Here is a 16120-nt window from a genome sequence, read left to right as displayed (position 1 = left end):
CGGCCGCGGTTGCGCCCCGCGGTCGGGCCGGGGTCGGTGACGGAGGGCGTGCGCCGGGCCGTCGGCCCGGGGCACGCGCACGTCGGCCGTCCGGTGCGGCCGGACCGGGATTCCCCGGTCGCACCGGAGGGCCGCCTGTATAAATATTGATGAACATGATTCTGTAAACCGGATCACCACCACATTCGTCCGGCCGGAGGCGCGCCGCCGCCGTCGGCCGGATGCGGGGAGGCAGGGCCGAGACGCCGAACCGGCCCTGCCTGCCAGCCCCGCCCGCACGCCGTACGGGAACCGGGTGCGGTGACGATGCCGCCGACGTCGTCGCCGTGCCACGGTGCCATCCCGGACGACCGGGCGGGCGGGGCCACCCGCGCCGCACCGTACGACTCGACCGACGCGACGTTTCCACCCGACGGAAGGAGCACCATGAGAACGGGTGTCTGGCTGGTGGGAGCGCGCGGCTCCGTCGCGACCACCGCCATCGTCGGGGGCCTCGCCCTGCGGGCGGGTCTCACCGGCCCCACCGGCTGTGTCACCGAACTTCCCGACCTGCGCGGGCCCGCCCTGCCCACCTTCGCCGACCTGGTCTTCGGCGGTCACGACGTGGCCACCACCCCGCTGACCAAGCGGGCCGAGGCGCTCGCCGCCGCCGGGGTGCTGCCCGGCCGGCTGGCCGCCGCGCTCGCCGCCGACCTGACCGCCGTCGAGGACGACCTGCGGCCCGCGCCCACCGGCGGCAGCCAGGCCGACCGGGCCGCCGCCATCGCCGCCGAGCTGACCGCGTTCCGCGACCGGCACCGGCTGGACCGGGTGGTGGTGGTCAACGTCTCCGCCACCGAACCGGCCCCCGCCACGCACCCCGGCCACGCCGACCCGGACGCCCTGCGGGCCGCCCTCGCCGGCACCGACGAGGTGCTGCCGCCCAGCTCGCTCTACGCGTACGCGGCCGTCGAGGCGGGCTGCCCGTACGTCGACTTCACCCCGTCCACCGGGCTGCGCCTGCCGGCGCTCGCGGCACTGGCCGCCCAGCGCGGCCTGCCGTACGCCGGGCACGACGGCAAGACCGGGGAGACCCTGGTCAAGTCGGTGCTCGCCCCGATGTTCGCGATGCGGAACCTCGCGGTCCGCTCCTGGTCCGGGGTCAACCTGCTCGGCGGCGGCGACGGGGCGACCCTGGCCGAGCCGGGCGCCAACGCCGCCAAGGTGGACAGCAAGCAGCGGGTCCTCGGCGAGACGCTCGGCTACCTGCCGCAGGGCGGCACCCGGATCGACTACGTCGAGGACCTCGGCGACTTCAAGACCGCCTGGGATCTGATCACCTTCGCCGGGTTCCTCGGCACCGGGATGCGGATGGAGTTCACCTGGCACGGCTGCGACTCTGCGCTGGCCGCCCCGCTGGTGCTCGACCTGGCCCGGCTCACCGCCGCAGCACACGCCGCCGGCCGGGTCGGGCCCCTGCCCGAGCTGGCGTTCTTCTTCAAGGACCCGATCGACTCGCCCACCCACTCGCTGAGCGCGCAGTGGCAGCGGCTTGTCGACTTCGCCCGGGAGCTGCACGTCGGCGGTGCCGGGTGACCAGTCTGGCCGACCTGGCCGAGTTGGTCCGGGCACCGGCCGCGCTGTCCGTACCGGGGGACCTGGTGGCCGGGGCGGCGGCGGCCGGGGTGCTCGGCCCCCGTACCGCCGGGCTGGCCGGCGCGTCGGTGCTGCTCTACTGGGCCGGGATGGCCGCCAACGACTGGGCCGACCGGGGGCTGGACGCCGAGGAACGCCCGGAACGGCCCATCCCGAGCGGCCGGATCACCCCGGCCGCCGCCGCCGGGGTCGCCGCCGGGCTCACCGCCGCCGGCCTGGGGCTGGCCGCCGCCGTGGGCGGTCGCCGGGCCGCCGCCGTGGCGCTCCCGCTCGCCGCCACCATCTGGGGGTACGACCTCGCGGCGAAGAACACCGCCGCCGGTCCCGCCGTGATGGCCGCCTGCCGGGGGCTGGACGTGCTGCTCGGCGCGTCTCCCGGGCGGCCGGTCCGGGCGCTGCCGGCGGCGCTCACCGTCGCCGCGCACACCTGGACGGTCACCGCCCTGTCCCGGCGCGAGGTCACCGGCACCGACGCGGCGCTGCCCCGGCGTACCCTCGCCGGCACCGCCCTGGTCGCGCTCGCCGCCACCACCCTGCCCCGCCGCACCGCCGCGTCCCCGCGTCCCCTGGCCGCCGCGCCGTCCCCGCGTCCCCTGGCCGCCACGGTCGCCGCCGCGCTGCCGGTCGGCCTGGCCGGCTGGTACGTCGCCCGGTACGGCGGCGCGCAGGCCCGGGTCGCCGCCGAGCCCACCGCCGGCCGGGTCCGGGCCGCCGTCGGGGCCGGCATCACCGGGCTGCCCTCGTTGCAGGGCGCACTCACCGCCCGGGCCGGCGCCGGGCTGGTCGGCACGCTGGTCGCACTCGCCGCGCCGCTGGGCGGCCGGTTGGCCCGGAAGCTCTCCCCGACATGACCACCCCACCGCCCACCACCCCCGCCGATCCGCCGGCCCCGGAGCGGCTCCGGTTCGGCTACGGCACCAACGGCTTCGCCAACCACCGGCTCGACGACGCCCTGACGGTGCTGGCCGACCTCGGCTACGAGGGGGTCGCGCTGACCCTCGACCACGACCACCTCGACCCGCACGCGCCGGGGCTGGCCCGTCGGGTCGACGCGGTGGCGCACCGGCTGGCCGCGCTGGGCCTCGGCGTGGTGGTCGAGACCGGCGCCCGCTACCTGCTCGACCCGTGGCGCAAGCACGCCCCGACGCTGCTGCACGACGACCCGGCCGGCCGGATCGACTTCCTGGAACGGGCGGTGCGGGTCGGTGCCGACCTCGGCGCGGAGGCGGTCTCGTTCTGGGCCGGCGTCCGGCCCGGCCACGTCCCTGCGGAGGTGGCCCGGGACCGGCTGGTCGCCGGCTGCGCCACCGTGGTGGCCGCCGCCGACCGGGCCGGGGTGACCCTGGGCTTCGAGCCGGAGCCGGGAATGCTGGTCGAGGACATCGCCGGCTGGTGGTGGCTGCACCGGGCCCTCGGCGAGCCGGCCCGCTTCGGCATCACCCTCGACATCGGACACTGCCGCTGCCTGGAGTCGGCGACCGTGCCGGACTGCGTGACCCAGGTGGCCGACCACCTGGTCAACGTGCAGATCGACGACATGCGCCGGGGCGTGCACGAACACCTGGAGTTCGGCACCGGCGAGATCGACTTCCCGCCGGTGCTGCGGGCGCTGGCCGACGGCGGCTACCGGGGACTCGTCGCCGTGGAGCTGCCCCGGCACTCGCACGCCGCGCCCACCGTGGCCGCCCGGTCGCTGGACTTCCTGCGCACCGCCGCCCGACAGGCCGGTCTCGCGGCGGGCGCGCCACCCGTGCCCGCCGGCACCACCGGGGCGGACTGACCACCGCCGACCGTACGCACCTGGGGAGGGAAGACGGATGACACCGGATCGACTGCGGGCCGCGCTCGAGGGCGCACCCGATCCCGACTGGCTGGACACCGCGCTGCGGCACGTCGCGGCCGAGCCCGACACGGTCGCGCGGTACTTCCCGGCAGCCGCCCGCCGGTGCGGCCGGCACGAGCTGCCCGGCGCACCAGGCTGGAGCGCCGACGAGGCGGCCCGTGCGCTGCTGCTGTCCGCCCTGCCCGCCGACCGGGCCGCCGGCCAGGTCGAGCAGGTCTACCGGCACGGCGACGCCGCCGAGAAGCGGGCCGTGCTCAAGGCCCTGCCGCTGCTGCCGATCGGCGACGCCGGGGTGCCGCTGCTGCACGACGCGATCCGCACCAACGACACCCGGCTGGTCGCCGCCGCCCTCGGCCCGTACGCCCGGCACCTGACCGGCGACGCCTGGCGGCAGGCGGTGCTCAAGTGCGTCTTCATCGGGGTGCCGCTGGCCGTCGTCGCCGACCTGGACCACCGCGCCGACGGGGAACTGGCCACCATGCTCGCCGCGCTCGCCGCGGAACGGCACGCCGCCGGTCGGCAGCTCCCCGCCGACGCCACCGCACTGCTCGACCGGCTCACCATCAGGGAGGCGTGAATGCGCATCTTCGACCCCCACATCCACATGACGTCGCGGACCACCGACGACTACGAGCGGATGGCCGCCGCCGGGGTCCGTGCCGTGGTCGAGCCGGCCTTCTGGCTGGGGCAGCCGCGCACCGGCGCCGCCTCCTTCGCCGACTACTTCGACTCGCTGATCGGCTGGGAGCCGTTCCGGGCCGGCCAGTTCGGCGTCCGGCACCACGCCACCGTGGCGCTGAACCCGAAGGAGGCCAACGACCCCCGCTGCCGCCCGGTGCTCGACCTGCTGCCCCGCTACCTGGAGAAGGACGCCGTGGTCGCGGTCGGCGAGATCGGCTACGACGACATGACCCCGGCGGAGGACGAGGCGTTCGCCACCCAGCTCGCCCTCGCCGTCGACCACGACCTGCCGGCCCTGGTGCACACCCCGCACCGGGACAAGGCGCGCGGCGTCGAACGCAGCCTGGCGGTGGTCGCCGAGAGCGGCATCGCGCCCGGCCGGGTGGCCCTGGACCACCTCAACGAGGTGACCGTGAAGCTGGCCCGGGACAGCGGCTGCTGGCTGGGCTTCTCGATCTATCCCGACACGAAGATGTCGCCGCCGCGGATGGTGGAGCTGCTGCGCACGTACGGCACCGAGCGGATGCTGGTCAACTCGGCCGCCGACTGGGGCCGTTCCGACCCGCTGCTGACCCGGGCCACCGGGGAGGCGATGCTCGCCGCCGGGTTCACCGACGACGACGTCGACCTGGTGCTCTGGCGCAACCCGGTGGAGTTCTACGGGCAGTCCGGCCGGCTCGACCTGACCGACCTGGACACCCCGACCAGCGGCACCTTCGCGGGCAACTCCATCCTGCGCGGCGGCGACTGATGCGGCTGCGGCACGCCGACGGCAGCACCGTCCATCTCGGCTACTGCACCAACGTGCACCCCGCCGAGGACACCGCCGGCATCCTCGCCCAACTCGACACGTACGCCCTGCCGGTGCGGGAGGCGCTCGGCACGGACCTGCTCGGCCTGGGGCTGTGGCTGGCCGCCCCGGTCGCCGCCGAGCTGGCCGCCGACCCGACCGCCCGCCGCCGGCTGCGCGCCGAGCTGACCCACCGGGGGCTGGAGGTGGTCACCCTCAACGGCTTCCCGTACGCGGCCTTCCAGGCCCCGGTGGTCAAGGGCGCGGTGTACCACCCGGACTGGACCACCGGGCAGCGGCTGCGCTACACCCTCGACCTGGCCCGGGTGCTGGCCGACCTGCTCCCCGACGACGCGGCCCGGGGCTCCGTCTCCACCCTGCCGCTGGCCTGGCGGCACCCCTGGGACGCGACCTACGCCGAGGCGTCCCGTCGCCGGCTCGACGCGCTCACCACCGGTCTGGCCGAGGTGGAACGCGACACCGGCCGGGTGGTGCGGGTCGGCTTCGAACCCGAACCGGGCTGCGTGGTGGAGAGCAGCGGGCAGGCCGCCACGCTCCTGGCCGACCTCGACCCGGAACGCCTCGGGATCTGTCTCGACCTGGCCCACCTCGCCTGCGCCTGGGAGGAACCCGTCGCGGCGCTGGCCCGGCTGCGCTCCGCCGGGCTGCCGGTGGTCAAGGTGCAGGTCTCCGCCGCGCTGGAGTCGGCCGACCCGGTCGCCGACGCCGAGGCGCTGGGCCGCTGGGTGGAACCGCGCTTTCTGCACCAGACCCGCACCGCCGGCTGCGCCCACGCCGCCGACCCGGCCGACCCGGCGTACGCGGCCGACGACCTGGACGCGGCGCTGGCCGCGCGGCTGCCCGGGGCGTGGCGGGTGCACTACCACGTGCCGCTGCACGCCCCGCCCGAGCCGCCGCTGACCTCCACCCTGCCGGTGTTGCGCGCCGCGTTGGCCGCGCTGCTCGCCGGCCCGACGGCCGGCTGTGACCACCTGGACGTCGAGACGTACACGTGGGGGGTGCTGCCGGCGGCGCGGCGTCCGCGCACCGACGCGGAGCTGGCCGTGGGCATCGCCGCCGAACTGGCCTTCGCCCGCGACGAACTGGTCACCCTCGGGCTCACCCCGGCCGGGCGAGCCGTCCCGACGACCCTGGGAGTACGACGATGAGCGAGCGCCACCGACCCGGCACGACGAGGTGCCACCGCCGCGCCGGACGCAGCGGGGTGTCGGCATGAGCCGCCGGCTGGTGGTGCTGGACGTGGTCGGCCTGACCCCCCGGCTGCTGGCCCACATGCCCCGGCTGCGCGCCGTCGCCGAGCAGGGGTTCTCCGCCGGACTGGGGACCGTGCTGCCGGCGGTGACCTGCTCGGCGCAGGCCACTCTGCTGACCGGTGAACAGCCGTCCGGGCACGGCATCGTCGGCAACGGCTGGTACTTCCGCGACCTCGGTGAGGTGCTGCTGTGGCGGCAGCACCACGCGCTGGTCGGCGGGGAGAAGGTGTGGCAGGCGGCCCGCCGGGTCGAGCCCGGCTACACGGTGGCCAACGTCTGCTGGTGGTACGCGATGGGCGCGGACGTCGACTGGACCGTCACGCCCCGCCCCATCTACTACGCCGACGGGCGCAAGGAACCGGACTGCTGGACCGACCCGCCGGAGCTGCACGACACGCTCACCGACGCGCTGGGCACCTTCCCGCTGTTCACCTACTGGGGGCCGGGCGCGGGGCTGCCGTCGTCCCGGTGGATCTGCCGGGCGGCCGAGCGTATCCTCGCCGACCACGCCCCCGACCTGACCCTGGTCTACGTCCCGCACCTCGACTACGACCTGCAACGCTTCGGCCCGTCCTCGCCCCGGGCCGCCGCCGCGGCGGCGGAGCTGGACGCGGTGCTCGCCCCGCTGCTGGACGCCGCGCGGGCTGCCGACGCGACGGTGGTGGCGCTGTCCGAGTACGGCATCACCGACGTCTCCCGCCCGGTGGACGTCAACCGGCTGCTGCGCGCCGAGGGGCTGCTGCGGGTCTACACCCAGGACGGCATGGAGTACCTGGACCCGTGGACGTCGCGGGCGTTCGCCGTCGCCGACCACCAGGTCGCCCACGTCTACGTGAAGGACCCGGCGGACGTGGCGGCGGTGGCGAAGCTCTGCGCCGGGCTGCCCGGGGTGGCCGAGGTGCTGGACGCCGAGGGCAAGGCGGCGGCCGGGCTGGACCACGAGCGGGCCGGTGAACTGGTGCTGGTGGCCGAGCCGGACTCCTGGTTCACCTACTACTACTGGCTCGACGACGACCGCGCCCCGGACTTCGCCCGCAACGTGGAGATCCACCGCAAGCCCGGGTACGACCCGGCGGAGCTGTTCTTCGACCCGGCCGCGCCGGGTGCGGCGAAACGGCGGGCGGGGGTGGCGCTGGCCCGTAAGAAGCTCGGTATGCGCTACCTGATGAGCGTGGTGGGTCTGGACGCCGGGGCGCGGGCGGTGCGCGGTTCGCACGGGCGGTTGCCGGCCGATCCGGCGGACGGTCCGGTGCTGCTCTGCTCCGACCCGTCGCCGGCCCGGGACACCTTCGCCGCGACCGAGGTCAAGGCGTTGTTGTTGGACCTGGCCGGGTTGGGAACGGGTGCCGGTGCCGACGGGGCGTCGACGGCTCCGACCGGCCCGCCGGGCGCGGGGGAGCGGCGGTGACGCTCACCGCCGCCCCGACCGACGCCAGTGAGCTGCGCACCCGCTTCGACGCGGAGCTGGTGGCGTTCCTCGACCGGCAGGGCCCGGACTGGCCGGACGGTGCCCCGCGCGGCATCTTCTCCGCCCTGCACCGGTTCGTGCTGGCCGGCGGGAAGCGACTGCGTCCGCTGTTCTGCTACTGGGGTTGGCGGGGGGCCGGCGGTGTGGACGACCGCCCGATCGTGGTGGCGGCGGCGGCGTTGGAGCTGTTCCACGCGTTCGCCCTGATCCACGACGACATCCTGGACGGCAGCGACCACCGCCGGGGCGCGCCGTCGGTGCACCGGGTCTTCGCCGAGCTGCACACCCGCTCGGCGTGGCGGGGTGACCCGGAGACGTACGGCCGCAACACCGCGCTGCTCTGTGGGGATCTGTGCGCCGCCTGGTCGGATCAGATGTTCCACGAGTGCGGGATGACCTCCGCGCAGATCTGGCAGGGGTACCGGGTCTTCGCCCGGATGCGCACCGAGGTGATCGCTGGGGAGTACCTGGACCTGGTGTCCGGGGTTGGGGACGGCTCGGTGGCCAGCGCGCTCACCGTGATCCGGATGAAGGCGGCCCGGTACACGGTGACCCGGCCGTTGCAGATCGGTGCGGCGTTGGCCGGGGCCCCGGCGGAGCTGATCGCCGCGCTTGTCGACTTCGGTGACCCGCTGGGCGACGCGTTCCAGCTCCGCGACGACGTGCTCGGGGTCTTCGGTGATCCGGCGGTGACCGGCAAGTCGATCCTGGACGACCTGCGGGAGGGCAAGCCGACGGTGATGATGGCGATGGCCCGCGACGCCGCCGACCGGGCCCAGGCCGCCCGGCTGCGGGACCTGTTCGGCAATCCCGAGCTGGACGCGGCGGGCGCCGCCGAGTTGCGGACGATCATCGAGGCGACCGGGGCGCGGGAGAAGATCGAGCGGTTGATCCGGGTCCGGGCCGACGCCGCCCGGGTCGCGCTCGCCCAGGTGCCGTTGGCGGAGCCGGCCCGCGCCGCGCTGGCCGCCCTGGCCGATCAGGCCGTGCACCGGCAGCACTGAGCCGCGTCGCCCCTGCCCCTGTGGCGGTCCGGGGCGTGGGGCGTTCTTTCATCAGATGAATGTGGCTTCGCATCCGGGGTGGGTCGTCCCGGTGCTGCCGGTCGGCGTCGCCGGGACGGGCTTCATCTGATGAAAACCCACAACGGTGGGCAGAGGGTATGGACATTGATATAGGTCGCCATTAATGTTTGTGGCATCACGGGCATGTTTCGTCAAGGTGAACCGGCGGCGCGGTAACCCCTCGGCGAGCAATCTTCCGCCGGGCGCTGCGCGCCCCGGCCGAGGGTTCGGACCGGCCGACCGGGGCACCCCCGGCCGCCCGGCCTGCCCTGCCACACCCCACCACTCCACCCCACCACCCGGCATCCGGCGCGGCGGCACGCGTCCCGCCCTGGCCGTGATCCGTCAGGAAGGGACAGCCCTCCAATGTCCACAAAGGACTCATTCGGTCACCGTTCCCGACGGTGGCTACCCTCGGCCGCCGCGTTGCTGCTGGCCGTCACCGCCGGCGCGGTCGCCGCCACCACCGGCCCGACCGCCCCGGCCGCCGCCCACACCATCAACGCCAGCGACTTCCAGCAGGTCGAGCTGGCCCGGGGGGTCAACGAGATGGGCGAGCCCATGTCGCTGGCCGTACTGCCGGACCGGTCCGTGCTGCACACCGCCCGCAACGGCACGGTGCGGCGCACCGACGCCTCCGGCGTGACCCGGGTGGTCGGCACGATCCCCGTCTACACCCACGACGAGGAGGGGTTGCAGAGCCTCGGGGTCGACCCGGACTTCGCCACCAACCGGTTCATCTACCTCTACTACGCGCCGCCGCTGTCCACCCCCGGCGGCGACGCGCCCGCCACCGGCACCAACTGGTCCGCCTGGCAGGGCGTCAACCGGTTGTCCCGGTTCACCCTGAACAGCGACTTCACCCTCAACCAGGCCAGCAAGGTCGACGTGCTCGACGTCGGCACCGACCGGGGCATCTGCTGCCACGTCGGCAGCGACATCGACTTCGACGCCGCCGGGAACCTCTACCTGTCCACCGGCGACGACTCCAACCCGTTCGACTCCGCCGGCTACTCGCCGCTGGACGAGCGCACCAACCGCAACCCCGCCTACGACGCCCAGCGCAGCGCCGGCAACACCAACGACCTGCGCGGCAAGCTCCTGCGGATCAAGATGAACCCCGACGGGACGTACTCGATCCCGAGCGGGAACCTGTTCCCTCCCGGCACCGCGAAGACCCGCCCCGAGATCTACGCGATGGGCTTCCGCAACCCGTTCCGGATCAGCGTCGACAAGGCCACCGGCGTCGTCTACGTCGGCGACTACGGCCCGGACGCCGGCAGCACCAACGCCAACCGGGGCCCCTCCGGCCAGGTCGAGTTCAACCGGGTCACCGGTCCCGGCAACTACGGCTGGCCGTACTGCACCGGCACCAACACCACGTCCGAGACGTACAACGAGTGGAACTTCGCCACCAACTCCACCGGCCCCAAGTTCAACTGCACCGGCGGGCCGACCAACAACTCGTTCCGCAACACCGGCCTGGGCACCCTCCCGCCGGCCAAACCCGCCTGGATCAGGTACGGCGGCGACGCCGGCAGCCCGGCCGCGTTCGGCAGCGGCTCCGAGTCACCGGCCGCCGGCCCGGTCTACCGGTACGACCCGAACAACCCCTCGGTGACGAAGTTCCCGCAGACCTTCGACGGGCAGTTCTTCGCCACCGAGTTCGGCCGGGGCTGGGTCAAGCCGATCCACCTCAACAGCGACGGGTCGCCCGGCACCATCGACAGCTTCCCCTGGACGGGCAAGCAGGTGATGGACTCCGCGTTCGGCCCCGACGGGGCGTACTACCTGCTCGACTACGGCACCGGCTACTACAACGGCGACGCCAACTCCGCCCTGTACCGCTTCGACTACGTCGGTGGCGGCAACCGGGCGCCGATCGCCCGCGCGACGGCCGACCGGACCTCCGGCCCCGCGCCGTTGACCGTGAACTTCTCCTCGGCCGGGTCCACCGACCCCGAGGGCGGGACGCTGACCTACTCGTGGGCGTTCGGCGACGGCACCACCTCCACCGCGGCCAACCCCGGCAAGACGTACGCCACCGACGGGGCGTACACCGCCACGCTCACCGTGCGGGACCCGCAGGGGGCGACCGGCACCAGCAGCGTGACCGTCAACGTCGGCAACACCGCCCCGACGGTACGGGTGAACAGCCCAGGCGACGGCTCGCTGTTCTCCTTCGGCGACACGGTGCCGTTCAGCATCACCGTCACCGACCCGGAGGACGGCACGATCGACTGCGCCAGGGTCAGGATGACCTACGTGCTCGGCCACGACCAGCACGGCCACCAGATCACCTCGGCCAACGGCTGCTCCGGCACGATCACCATCCCGGTCGACGGTGAGCACGACGAGGCGGCGAACATCTTCGCGATCTTCGACGCCGAGTACACCGACGCCGGCGGGCTCACCACGCACACCCAGCACACCCTCCAGCCCCGGCGGCGGCAGGCCGAGCACTTCAAGACCTCGTCCGGCATCGCCACCTTCGACAAGACCCCCGCCGAGGGCGGCAGGACCGTCGGCAACATCGAGAACGGGGACTGGATCGGGTTCTCCCCGTACCAGCTCGGCAACGTCACCTCGTTCACCGCCCGGGTCTCCTCGGCCGGTGCCGGCGGCACCGTCCAGATCCGCGCCGGCTCGCCCACCGGCACCGTGCTCGGGCAGGCCAGCGTGCCGGTCACCGGCGGCTGGGACGTCTTCACCACGGTCACCGGAACGGTCTCCGGTGCCCCCACCGGCACCACCACGCTCTACCTGACCTTCGCCGGCGGCAGCGGACTGCTCTACGACCTGGACGCGTTCACCCTGAACACCGGCACCACCCCGCCGCCGACAAACGGCACCGGGCCGATCAGGGGCCTGGCCGGCAAGTGCCTGGACGTGCGCAACGCGGCCACCGCCGACGGCACCCAGGTGCAGATCTACACCTGCAACGGTGGGGCCGGGCAGACCTGGACGGTCACCCCGAACGGCCCGATCAAGGCGCTCGGCAAGTGCCTGGACGTCAACGGCGGCGGCACCGCCGACGGCACGAAGATCCAGCTCTGGACCTGCACCGGTGGCAGCCCGCAGGTCTGGTCGGCACAGTCCGACGGGACCCTGCGCAACCCCGCCTCCGGCAAGTGCCTCGACGTGTCCGGCAACAACTCGGCTGACAGCACCGTGGTCCTGCTGTGGACCTGCAGCGCCGCCGCCAACCAGAAGTGGACCCTGCCCTGACCTGACGGGCGCGGGACCGGCGGTGTCCGGTCCCGCGCCCCCGGCGTACTGGAGCACGACATGAGACTCTTCCGACCCCTGCTCGGCGCGGCCACCGCCGTCCTCGCCGCCCTCGCCTGCACCGCCCCGGCCACCTCGGCGTCCGCCGCCGACGCCGCCTACGACGTGCTCGTCTTCTCCAAGACCGCAGGTTTCCGGCACGACTCCATCGCGGTCGGCACCCAGGCCATCCGCGACCTGGGGGCGGCGAACAACTTCACCGTCACCGCCACCGAGGACGGCGGCCAGTTCACCACCGCCAACCTCGCCCGGTTCGAGGCGGTGATCTTCCTCAACACCACGGGTGACGTGCTCAACGCCAGTCAGCAGAGCGCCTTCGAGTCGTACATCGCCGCCGGTGGCGGGTACGTCGGCGTGCACTCCGCCGCCGACACCGAGTACGACTGGCCGTTCTACGGCAACCTGGTCGGGGCGTGGTTCGCCTCCCATCCGGCCATCCAGCAGGCCACCGTACGGGTGGAGGACCGCGCGCACGCGGCCACCGCCCACCTCGGCCCGACCTGGCAGCGCACCGACGAGTGGTACAACTACCGCACCAACGCCCGCTCCACGGCGCACGTGCTGGCGAACCTCGACGAGTCGTCGTACTCGGGGGGCGGGATGGGGGCCGACCACCCGCACGTGTGGTGCAAGACGTACAACGGCGGCCGGTCGTTCTACACCGGCGGCGGGCACAACCAGTCGGCGTACTCCGAGCCGGCCTTCCGGGCCCACCTGCTCGGCGGCATCCGGTACGCGGCCGGCCGGACGAAGGCCGACTGCCGGCCGGAGACCGGTTACACCGCGCTCTACAACGGCTCCACCAACGGCTGGTCGCAGGCCGGGCCGGGCAGCTTCACCAACTCCAACGCCACCCTCAGCTCGGTAGGCGGGCTGGGCATGCTCTGGTACAGCGCGAAGCAGTTCACCAACTACTCGCTCAAGCTGGACTGGAAGGTCGACGGGGACGACAACTCCGGCGTCCTGATCGGCTTCCCGCCGTCGAGCGACCCGAACTCGGCGATGGACAACGGCTACGAGGTGCAGATCGACGCCACCGACACCGCCGACCGGACCACCGGCTCGGTCTACTCGTTCCAGGCCGCCGACCAGGCCGCCCGGGACGCGGCGCTGAACCCGCCGGGGGAGTGGAACACCTACGAACTGCTGGTCGAGGGGGAACGGCTCCAGGTCTTCCTCAACGGGTCGAAGATCAACGACTTCACCAACACCGACCCGGTCCGCTCGCTCGCCGGCCACATCGGCATCCAGAACCACGGCACCGGTGACGACGCCTCGTTCCGCAACATCCGGATCAAGGAGCTGGGCGGCACCACGCCGACCAACGGCACCGGCCCGATCAAGGGCCTGGCCGGCAAGTGCCTGGACGTGCGCAACGGCGCCACCGCCGACGGCACCCAGATCCAGATCTTCACCTGCAACGGCAGCGCCCGGCAGACCTGGACGGTCACCCCGAACGGCCCGATCAAGGCGCTGGGCAAGTGCCTGGACGTCTCCGGTGGCGGCACCGCCAACGGCACCAAGATCCAGCTCTGGACCTGCACCGGTGGCAGTCCGCAGGTCTGGTCGTCGCAGTCCGACGGCACCCTGCGCAACCCGGCGTCGGGCAAGTGCCTGGACGTCTCCGGCAACAACTCCGCCGACAACACCGTGGTCCTCCTCTGGACGTGCAACTCCTCCGCCCCCAACCAGAAGTGGACCCTCCCCCAGTAACCCCACCCCGCCGGCCGCCGGGCCGGCCTGAGCATCGGTGATCAAGAGGTTTGCGTCACGCGGGTCGCCCCGTCGTGACGCAAACCTCTTGATCGTCGGGGGCAGGCGGGCGGGCGGGCGCGGGCCTGGGCGAGCGGGCGGGGGGAGGCGGGGCGCGGGTGGGTGGGGGAGAGGGGTTTCGTGGGGGGTGGGGTGGGCTTAGAGTGGTGGGCGGCGACCTGCGGGTGGCCGGTGACCCGACGGGAGGCGCAACCCGTTGGGCCCAGGTGCGTGTGCACCCACCGGTGACCCGGCACGGCCGTCGACGTACCGGCCCGGCCCGGCCCGGTCACCCTCGCCCCGGTCAGCTCAGGAATCCCCACCACAACAGGGGAGACAGACGATGGCGCGACCGATCACGCTCTTCACCGGCCAGTGGGCCGACCTGCCGTTCGACGAGGTCTGTCGACTCGCCTCCGAATGGGGCTACGACGGGCTGGAGATCGCCTGCTGGGGCGACCACTTCGAGGTCGACAAGGCGCTCGCCGACGACTCGTACGTCGAGCGCAAGCGGGAGACGCTGGCCAAGCACAACCTGAAGGTCTTCACGATCTCCAACCACCTGGTGGGTCAGGCCGTCTGCGACCATCCGATCGACGAGCGGCACCAGGACATCCTGCCCGCCCGGATCTGGGGCGACGGTGAACCCGAGGGGGTACGCCAGCGGGCCGCCGAGGAGATCAAGGACACCGCCCGTGCGGCGGCGAAGCTCGGCGTGGACACGGTGGTCGGCTTCACCGGATCGTCGATCTGGCACACGCTGGCGATGTTCCCGCCGGTGCCGCCGGCGATGATCGAGCGCGGCTACCAGGACTTCGCCGACCGATGGAACCCGATCCTCGACGTCTTCGACGAGGTGGGGGTCCGGTTCGCCCACGAGGTGCACCCCAGCGAGATCGCGTACGACTACTACACCACCAAGCGGACGCTGGAGGCGATCGACCACCGGCCCGCGTTCGGGCTCAATTGGGACCCGTCGCACTTCGTGTGGCAGGAGCTGGACCCGGTGAACTTCATCTTCGACTTCGCCGACCGGATCTACCACGTCGACTGCAAGGACGCGAAGGTGCGCACCGGGGACGGTCGGCGTGGCCGGCTCGCCTCCCACCTGCCCTGGGCCGACCTGCGACGCGGCTGGGACTTCGTCTCCACCGGCCACGGTGACGTGCCCTGGGAGGACTGCTTCCGGGCGTTGAACGCCATCGGATACACCGGGCCGATCTCGGTGGAGTGGGAGGACGCCGGGATGGACCGGCTGGTCGGCGCGCCGGAGGCGCTGGAGTTCGTCCGCCGGCTGGCGTTCGACGCCCCGACGGCGGCGTTCGACGCGGCGTTCAGCAGCGGCAAGGACTGAGACACCCGTCGGGCCGGTCGCCACGTGGCGACCGGCCCGACGACGTATGGACGATCAGAGGGTGCTGCCGTTGGCGCCGGTTCCCGGCGCCTTGGGCTTCGGGGTGGTGGTGGCCGAGCTGGTCGGGCTGACGCCCGACTTGGCGCCGACGCTGGCCGGGGTGCCGGCGAAGGCGTCGTCGGCCGGGGTCAGCTCCGGCTTGCCGCCGTTGCCGGTGTGCAGCTTCTCGCCGAGCTTGGACTGGCCGAGCTTGTCCTTGCCCTCGCTGTACAGGCGGGTGGCCTGGGCCTGGGCGACCCCGGCGGCCTCCTGGACGGTCGGGTGGTCGAGGACCTTGCGGCCCCGGACGACCAACTCCTCGTACTTCTCCCGGCCGGCACGGGCGCCCAGGACGAAGCCCGCAGCCAGCCCGCCAAGAAACATGATCTTTCCGCGCATGGCGGCTCCTTCCGTACCTGACGCTCCCGTCGCTCCCGCCGGTGGTGCCCGGTCGGGACCGACCATCGTCGCGCCCCACGTTTTCCTCGGTCGACAGCTAACTACCCATCCTGCTCCGCGGTCATACCTGGTTGGGCCGGGATGACGATTTGTCCGCGTTGCTGGGGTCGATCGTCCCACCCCGTGGCGCGGTGGTCGAATGCGGTAACCCCCTGGACCGAACCCCCCCGAAGTCCTGTACTCTTGTGCCGTCGCCGAGCGCCGGAGAGATCCGGTACGACGCGGCGAAGCAGTCCCCCGTAGCTCAATTGGCAGAGCAGCCGGCTGTTAACCGGCAGGTTTTTGGTTCGAGTCCAAACGGGGGAGCCCAGTATTCCACTCCCGCCCGTCGGCCCCCGCCGACGGGCCTTTCCGTATCCCGGCCCCCGCTGCCGACGATCCGCGCCGCCGTGAAGAGGGTGACCGGATGGGCGGTTTCGGTCCCGGAGGACGTACCCGGGCGGCAGGATGACGGATGTCGACCTGGACTCCCG

12 protein-coding genes and 1 tRNA gene are annotated in these 16120 nt (G+C 73.3%); 12 read left to right on the top strand and 1 reads right to left on the bottom strand.

What is annotated here, in order from left to right:
* The first annotated feature begins 426 nt into the window (after positions 1-426).
* From Q2K16_RS12730 to Q2K16_RS12680, 11 genes are all read left to right on the top strand, one after another.
* Entirely contained in the window at positions 427-1575 is a 1149-nt protein-coding gene (locus Q2K16_RS12730) for an inositol-3-phosphate synthase (RefSeq protein WP_302745606.1), read from the top strand.
* Positions 1572-2486, top strand: coding sequence for an SCO3242 family prenyltransferase (locus Q2K16_RS12725; RefSeq protein WP_302745605.1), 915 nt, complete (start codon positions 1572-1574; stop codon positions 2484-2486). Before Q2K16_RS12730 ends, Q2K16_RS12725 begins: the two co-directional genes overlap by 4 nt.
* Positions 2483-3415 (top strand): sugar phosphate isomerase/epimerase family protein, encoded by a 933-nt coding sequence (locus tag Q2K16_RS12720; RefSeq protein WP_302745604.1) that lies wholly within the window; start codon positions 2483-2485, stop codon positions 3413-3415. The genes Q2K16_RS12725 and Q2K16_RS12720 overlap by 4 nt, the downstream gene beginning before the upstream one ends.
* Positions 3416-3452: 37 nt before the next feature.
* Positions 3453-4055 (top strand): EboA domain-containing protein, encoded by a 603-nt coding sequence (locus tag Q2K16_RS12715; RefSeq protein ID WP_302745602.1) that lies wholly within the window; start codon positions 3453-3455, stop codon positions 4053-4055.
* Entirely contained in the window at positions 4056-4910 is an 855-nt protein-coding gene (locus tag Q2K16_RS12710) for a TatD family hydrolase (protein WP_302745600.1), read from the top strand.
* Positions 4910-6118, top strand: coding sequence for a metabolite traffic protein EboE (gene eboE, locus Q2K16_RS12705; protein WP_302745598.1), 1209 nt, complete (start codon positions 4910-4912; stop codon positions 6116-6118). Before Q2K16_RS12710 ends, eboE begins: the two co-directional genes overlap by 1 nt.
* Before the next feature lie 64 nt (positions 6119-6182).
* A complete protein-coding gene (locus Q2K16_RS12700) occupies positions 6183-7631 on the top strand; it encodes an alkaline phosphatase family protein (RefSeq protein ID WP_302745596.1) in 1449 nt (482 codons plus the stop codon).
* On the top strand, positions 7628-8695 hold the full coding sequence (locus tag Q2K16_RS12695; RefSeq protein ID WP_302745595.1) for a polyprenyl synthetase family protein: 1068 nt from the start codon (positions 7628-7630) through the stop codon (positions 8693-8695). Before Q2K16_RS12700 ends, Q2K16_RS12695 begins: the two co-directional genes overlap by 4 nt.
* Positions 8696-9121: 426 nt before the next feature.
* A complete protein-coding gene (locus tag Q2K16_RS12690) occupies positions 9122-11983 on the top strand; it encodes a carbohydrate-binding protein (RefSeq protein ID WP_302745594.1) in 2862 nt (953 codons plus the stop codon).
* A gap of 60 nt (positions 11984-12043) precedes the next feature.
* On the top strand, positions 12044-13756 hold the full coding sequence (locus Q2K16_RS12685) for a ThuA domain-containing protein (RefSeq protein WP_302745593.1): 1713 nt from the start codon (positions 12044-12046) through the stop codon (positions 13754-13756).
* A 382-nt stretch (positions 13757-14138) separates the two neighbouring features.
* Positions 14139-15149 carry a sugar phosphate isomerase/epimerase family protein gene (locus tag Q2K16_RS12680; RefSeq protein WP_145921227.1) on the top strand — a complete coding sequence of 337 codons (1011 nt, stop codon included), beginning with the start codon at positions 14139-14141 and terminating at the stop codon, positions 15147-15149.
* Positions 15150-15203: 54 nt separating this feature from the next.
* Here Q2K16_RS12680 and Q2K16_RS12675 read toward each other — a convergent pair whose 3' ends face one another.
* A complete protein-coding gene (locus Q2K16_RS12675; protein WP_302745591.1) occupies positions 15204-15587 on the bottom strand; it encodes a hypothetical protein in 384 nt (127 codons plus the stop codon).
* Positions 15588-15880: 293 nt separating this feature from the next.
* Between Q2K16_RS12675 and Q2K16_RS12670 the strand changes: the two genes are divergently transcribed.
* Positions 15881-15953: transfer RNA gene (locus tag Q2K16_RS12670), tRNA-Asn, on the top strand.
* The last annotated feature ends 167 nt before the right edge of the window (positions 15954-16120 follow it).

Source organism: Micromonospora cynarisoli, assembly GCF_030518815.1.
Classification (GTDB): Bacteria; Actinomycetota; Actinomycetes; order Mycobacteriales; family Micromonosporaceae; genus Micromonospora; species Micromonospora wenchangensis.
Note: the sequence above shows the minus strand (reverse complement) of the source record. Positions and strands in the feature narration are given on the sequence as shown.

Coding starts and splice junctions, on each gene's coding strand:
- Q2K16_RS12715 (WP_302745602.1), top strand. CDS start 3,453: ATGACACCGGATCGACTGCGGGCCGCGCTCGAGGGCGCACCCGATCCC.
- Q2K16_RS12700 (WP_302745596.1), top strand. CDS start 6,183: ATGAGCCGCCGGCTGGTGGTGCTGGACGTGGTCGGCCTGACCCCCCGG.
- Q2K16_RS12690 (WP_302745594.1), top strand. CDS start 9,122: ATGTCCACAAAGGACTCATTCGGTCACCGTTCCCGACGGTGGCTACCC.
- eboE (WP_302745598.1), top strand. CDS start 4,910: ATGCGGCTGCGGCACGCCGACGGCAGCACCGTCCATCTCGGCTACTGC.
- Q2K16_RS12685 (WP_302745593.1), top strand. CDS start 12,044: ATGAGACTCTTCCGACCCCTGCTCGGCGCGGCCACCGCCGTCCTCGCC.
- Q2K16_RS12730 (WP_302745606.1), top strand. CDS start 427: ATGAGAACGGGTGTCTGGCTGGTGGGAGCGCGCGGCTCCGTCGCGACC.
- Q2K16_RS12675 (WP_302745591.1), bottom strand. CDS start 15,587: ATGCGCGGAAAGATCATGTTTCTTGGCGGGCTGGCTGCGGGCTTCGTC.
- Q2K16_RS12720 (WP_302745604.1), top strand. CDS start 2,483: ATGACCACCCCACCGCCCACCACCCCCGCCGATCCGCCGGCCCCGGAG.
- Q2K16_RS12680 (WP_145921227.1), top strand. CDS start 14,139: ATGGCGCGACCGATCACGCTCTTCACCGGCCAGTGGGCCGACCTGCCG.
- Q2K16_RS12710 (WP_302745600.1), top strand. CDS start 4,056: ATGCGCATCTTCGACCCCCACATCCACATGACGTCGCGGACCACCGAC.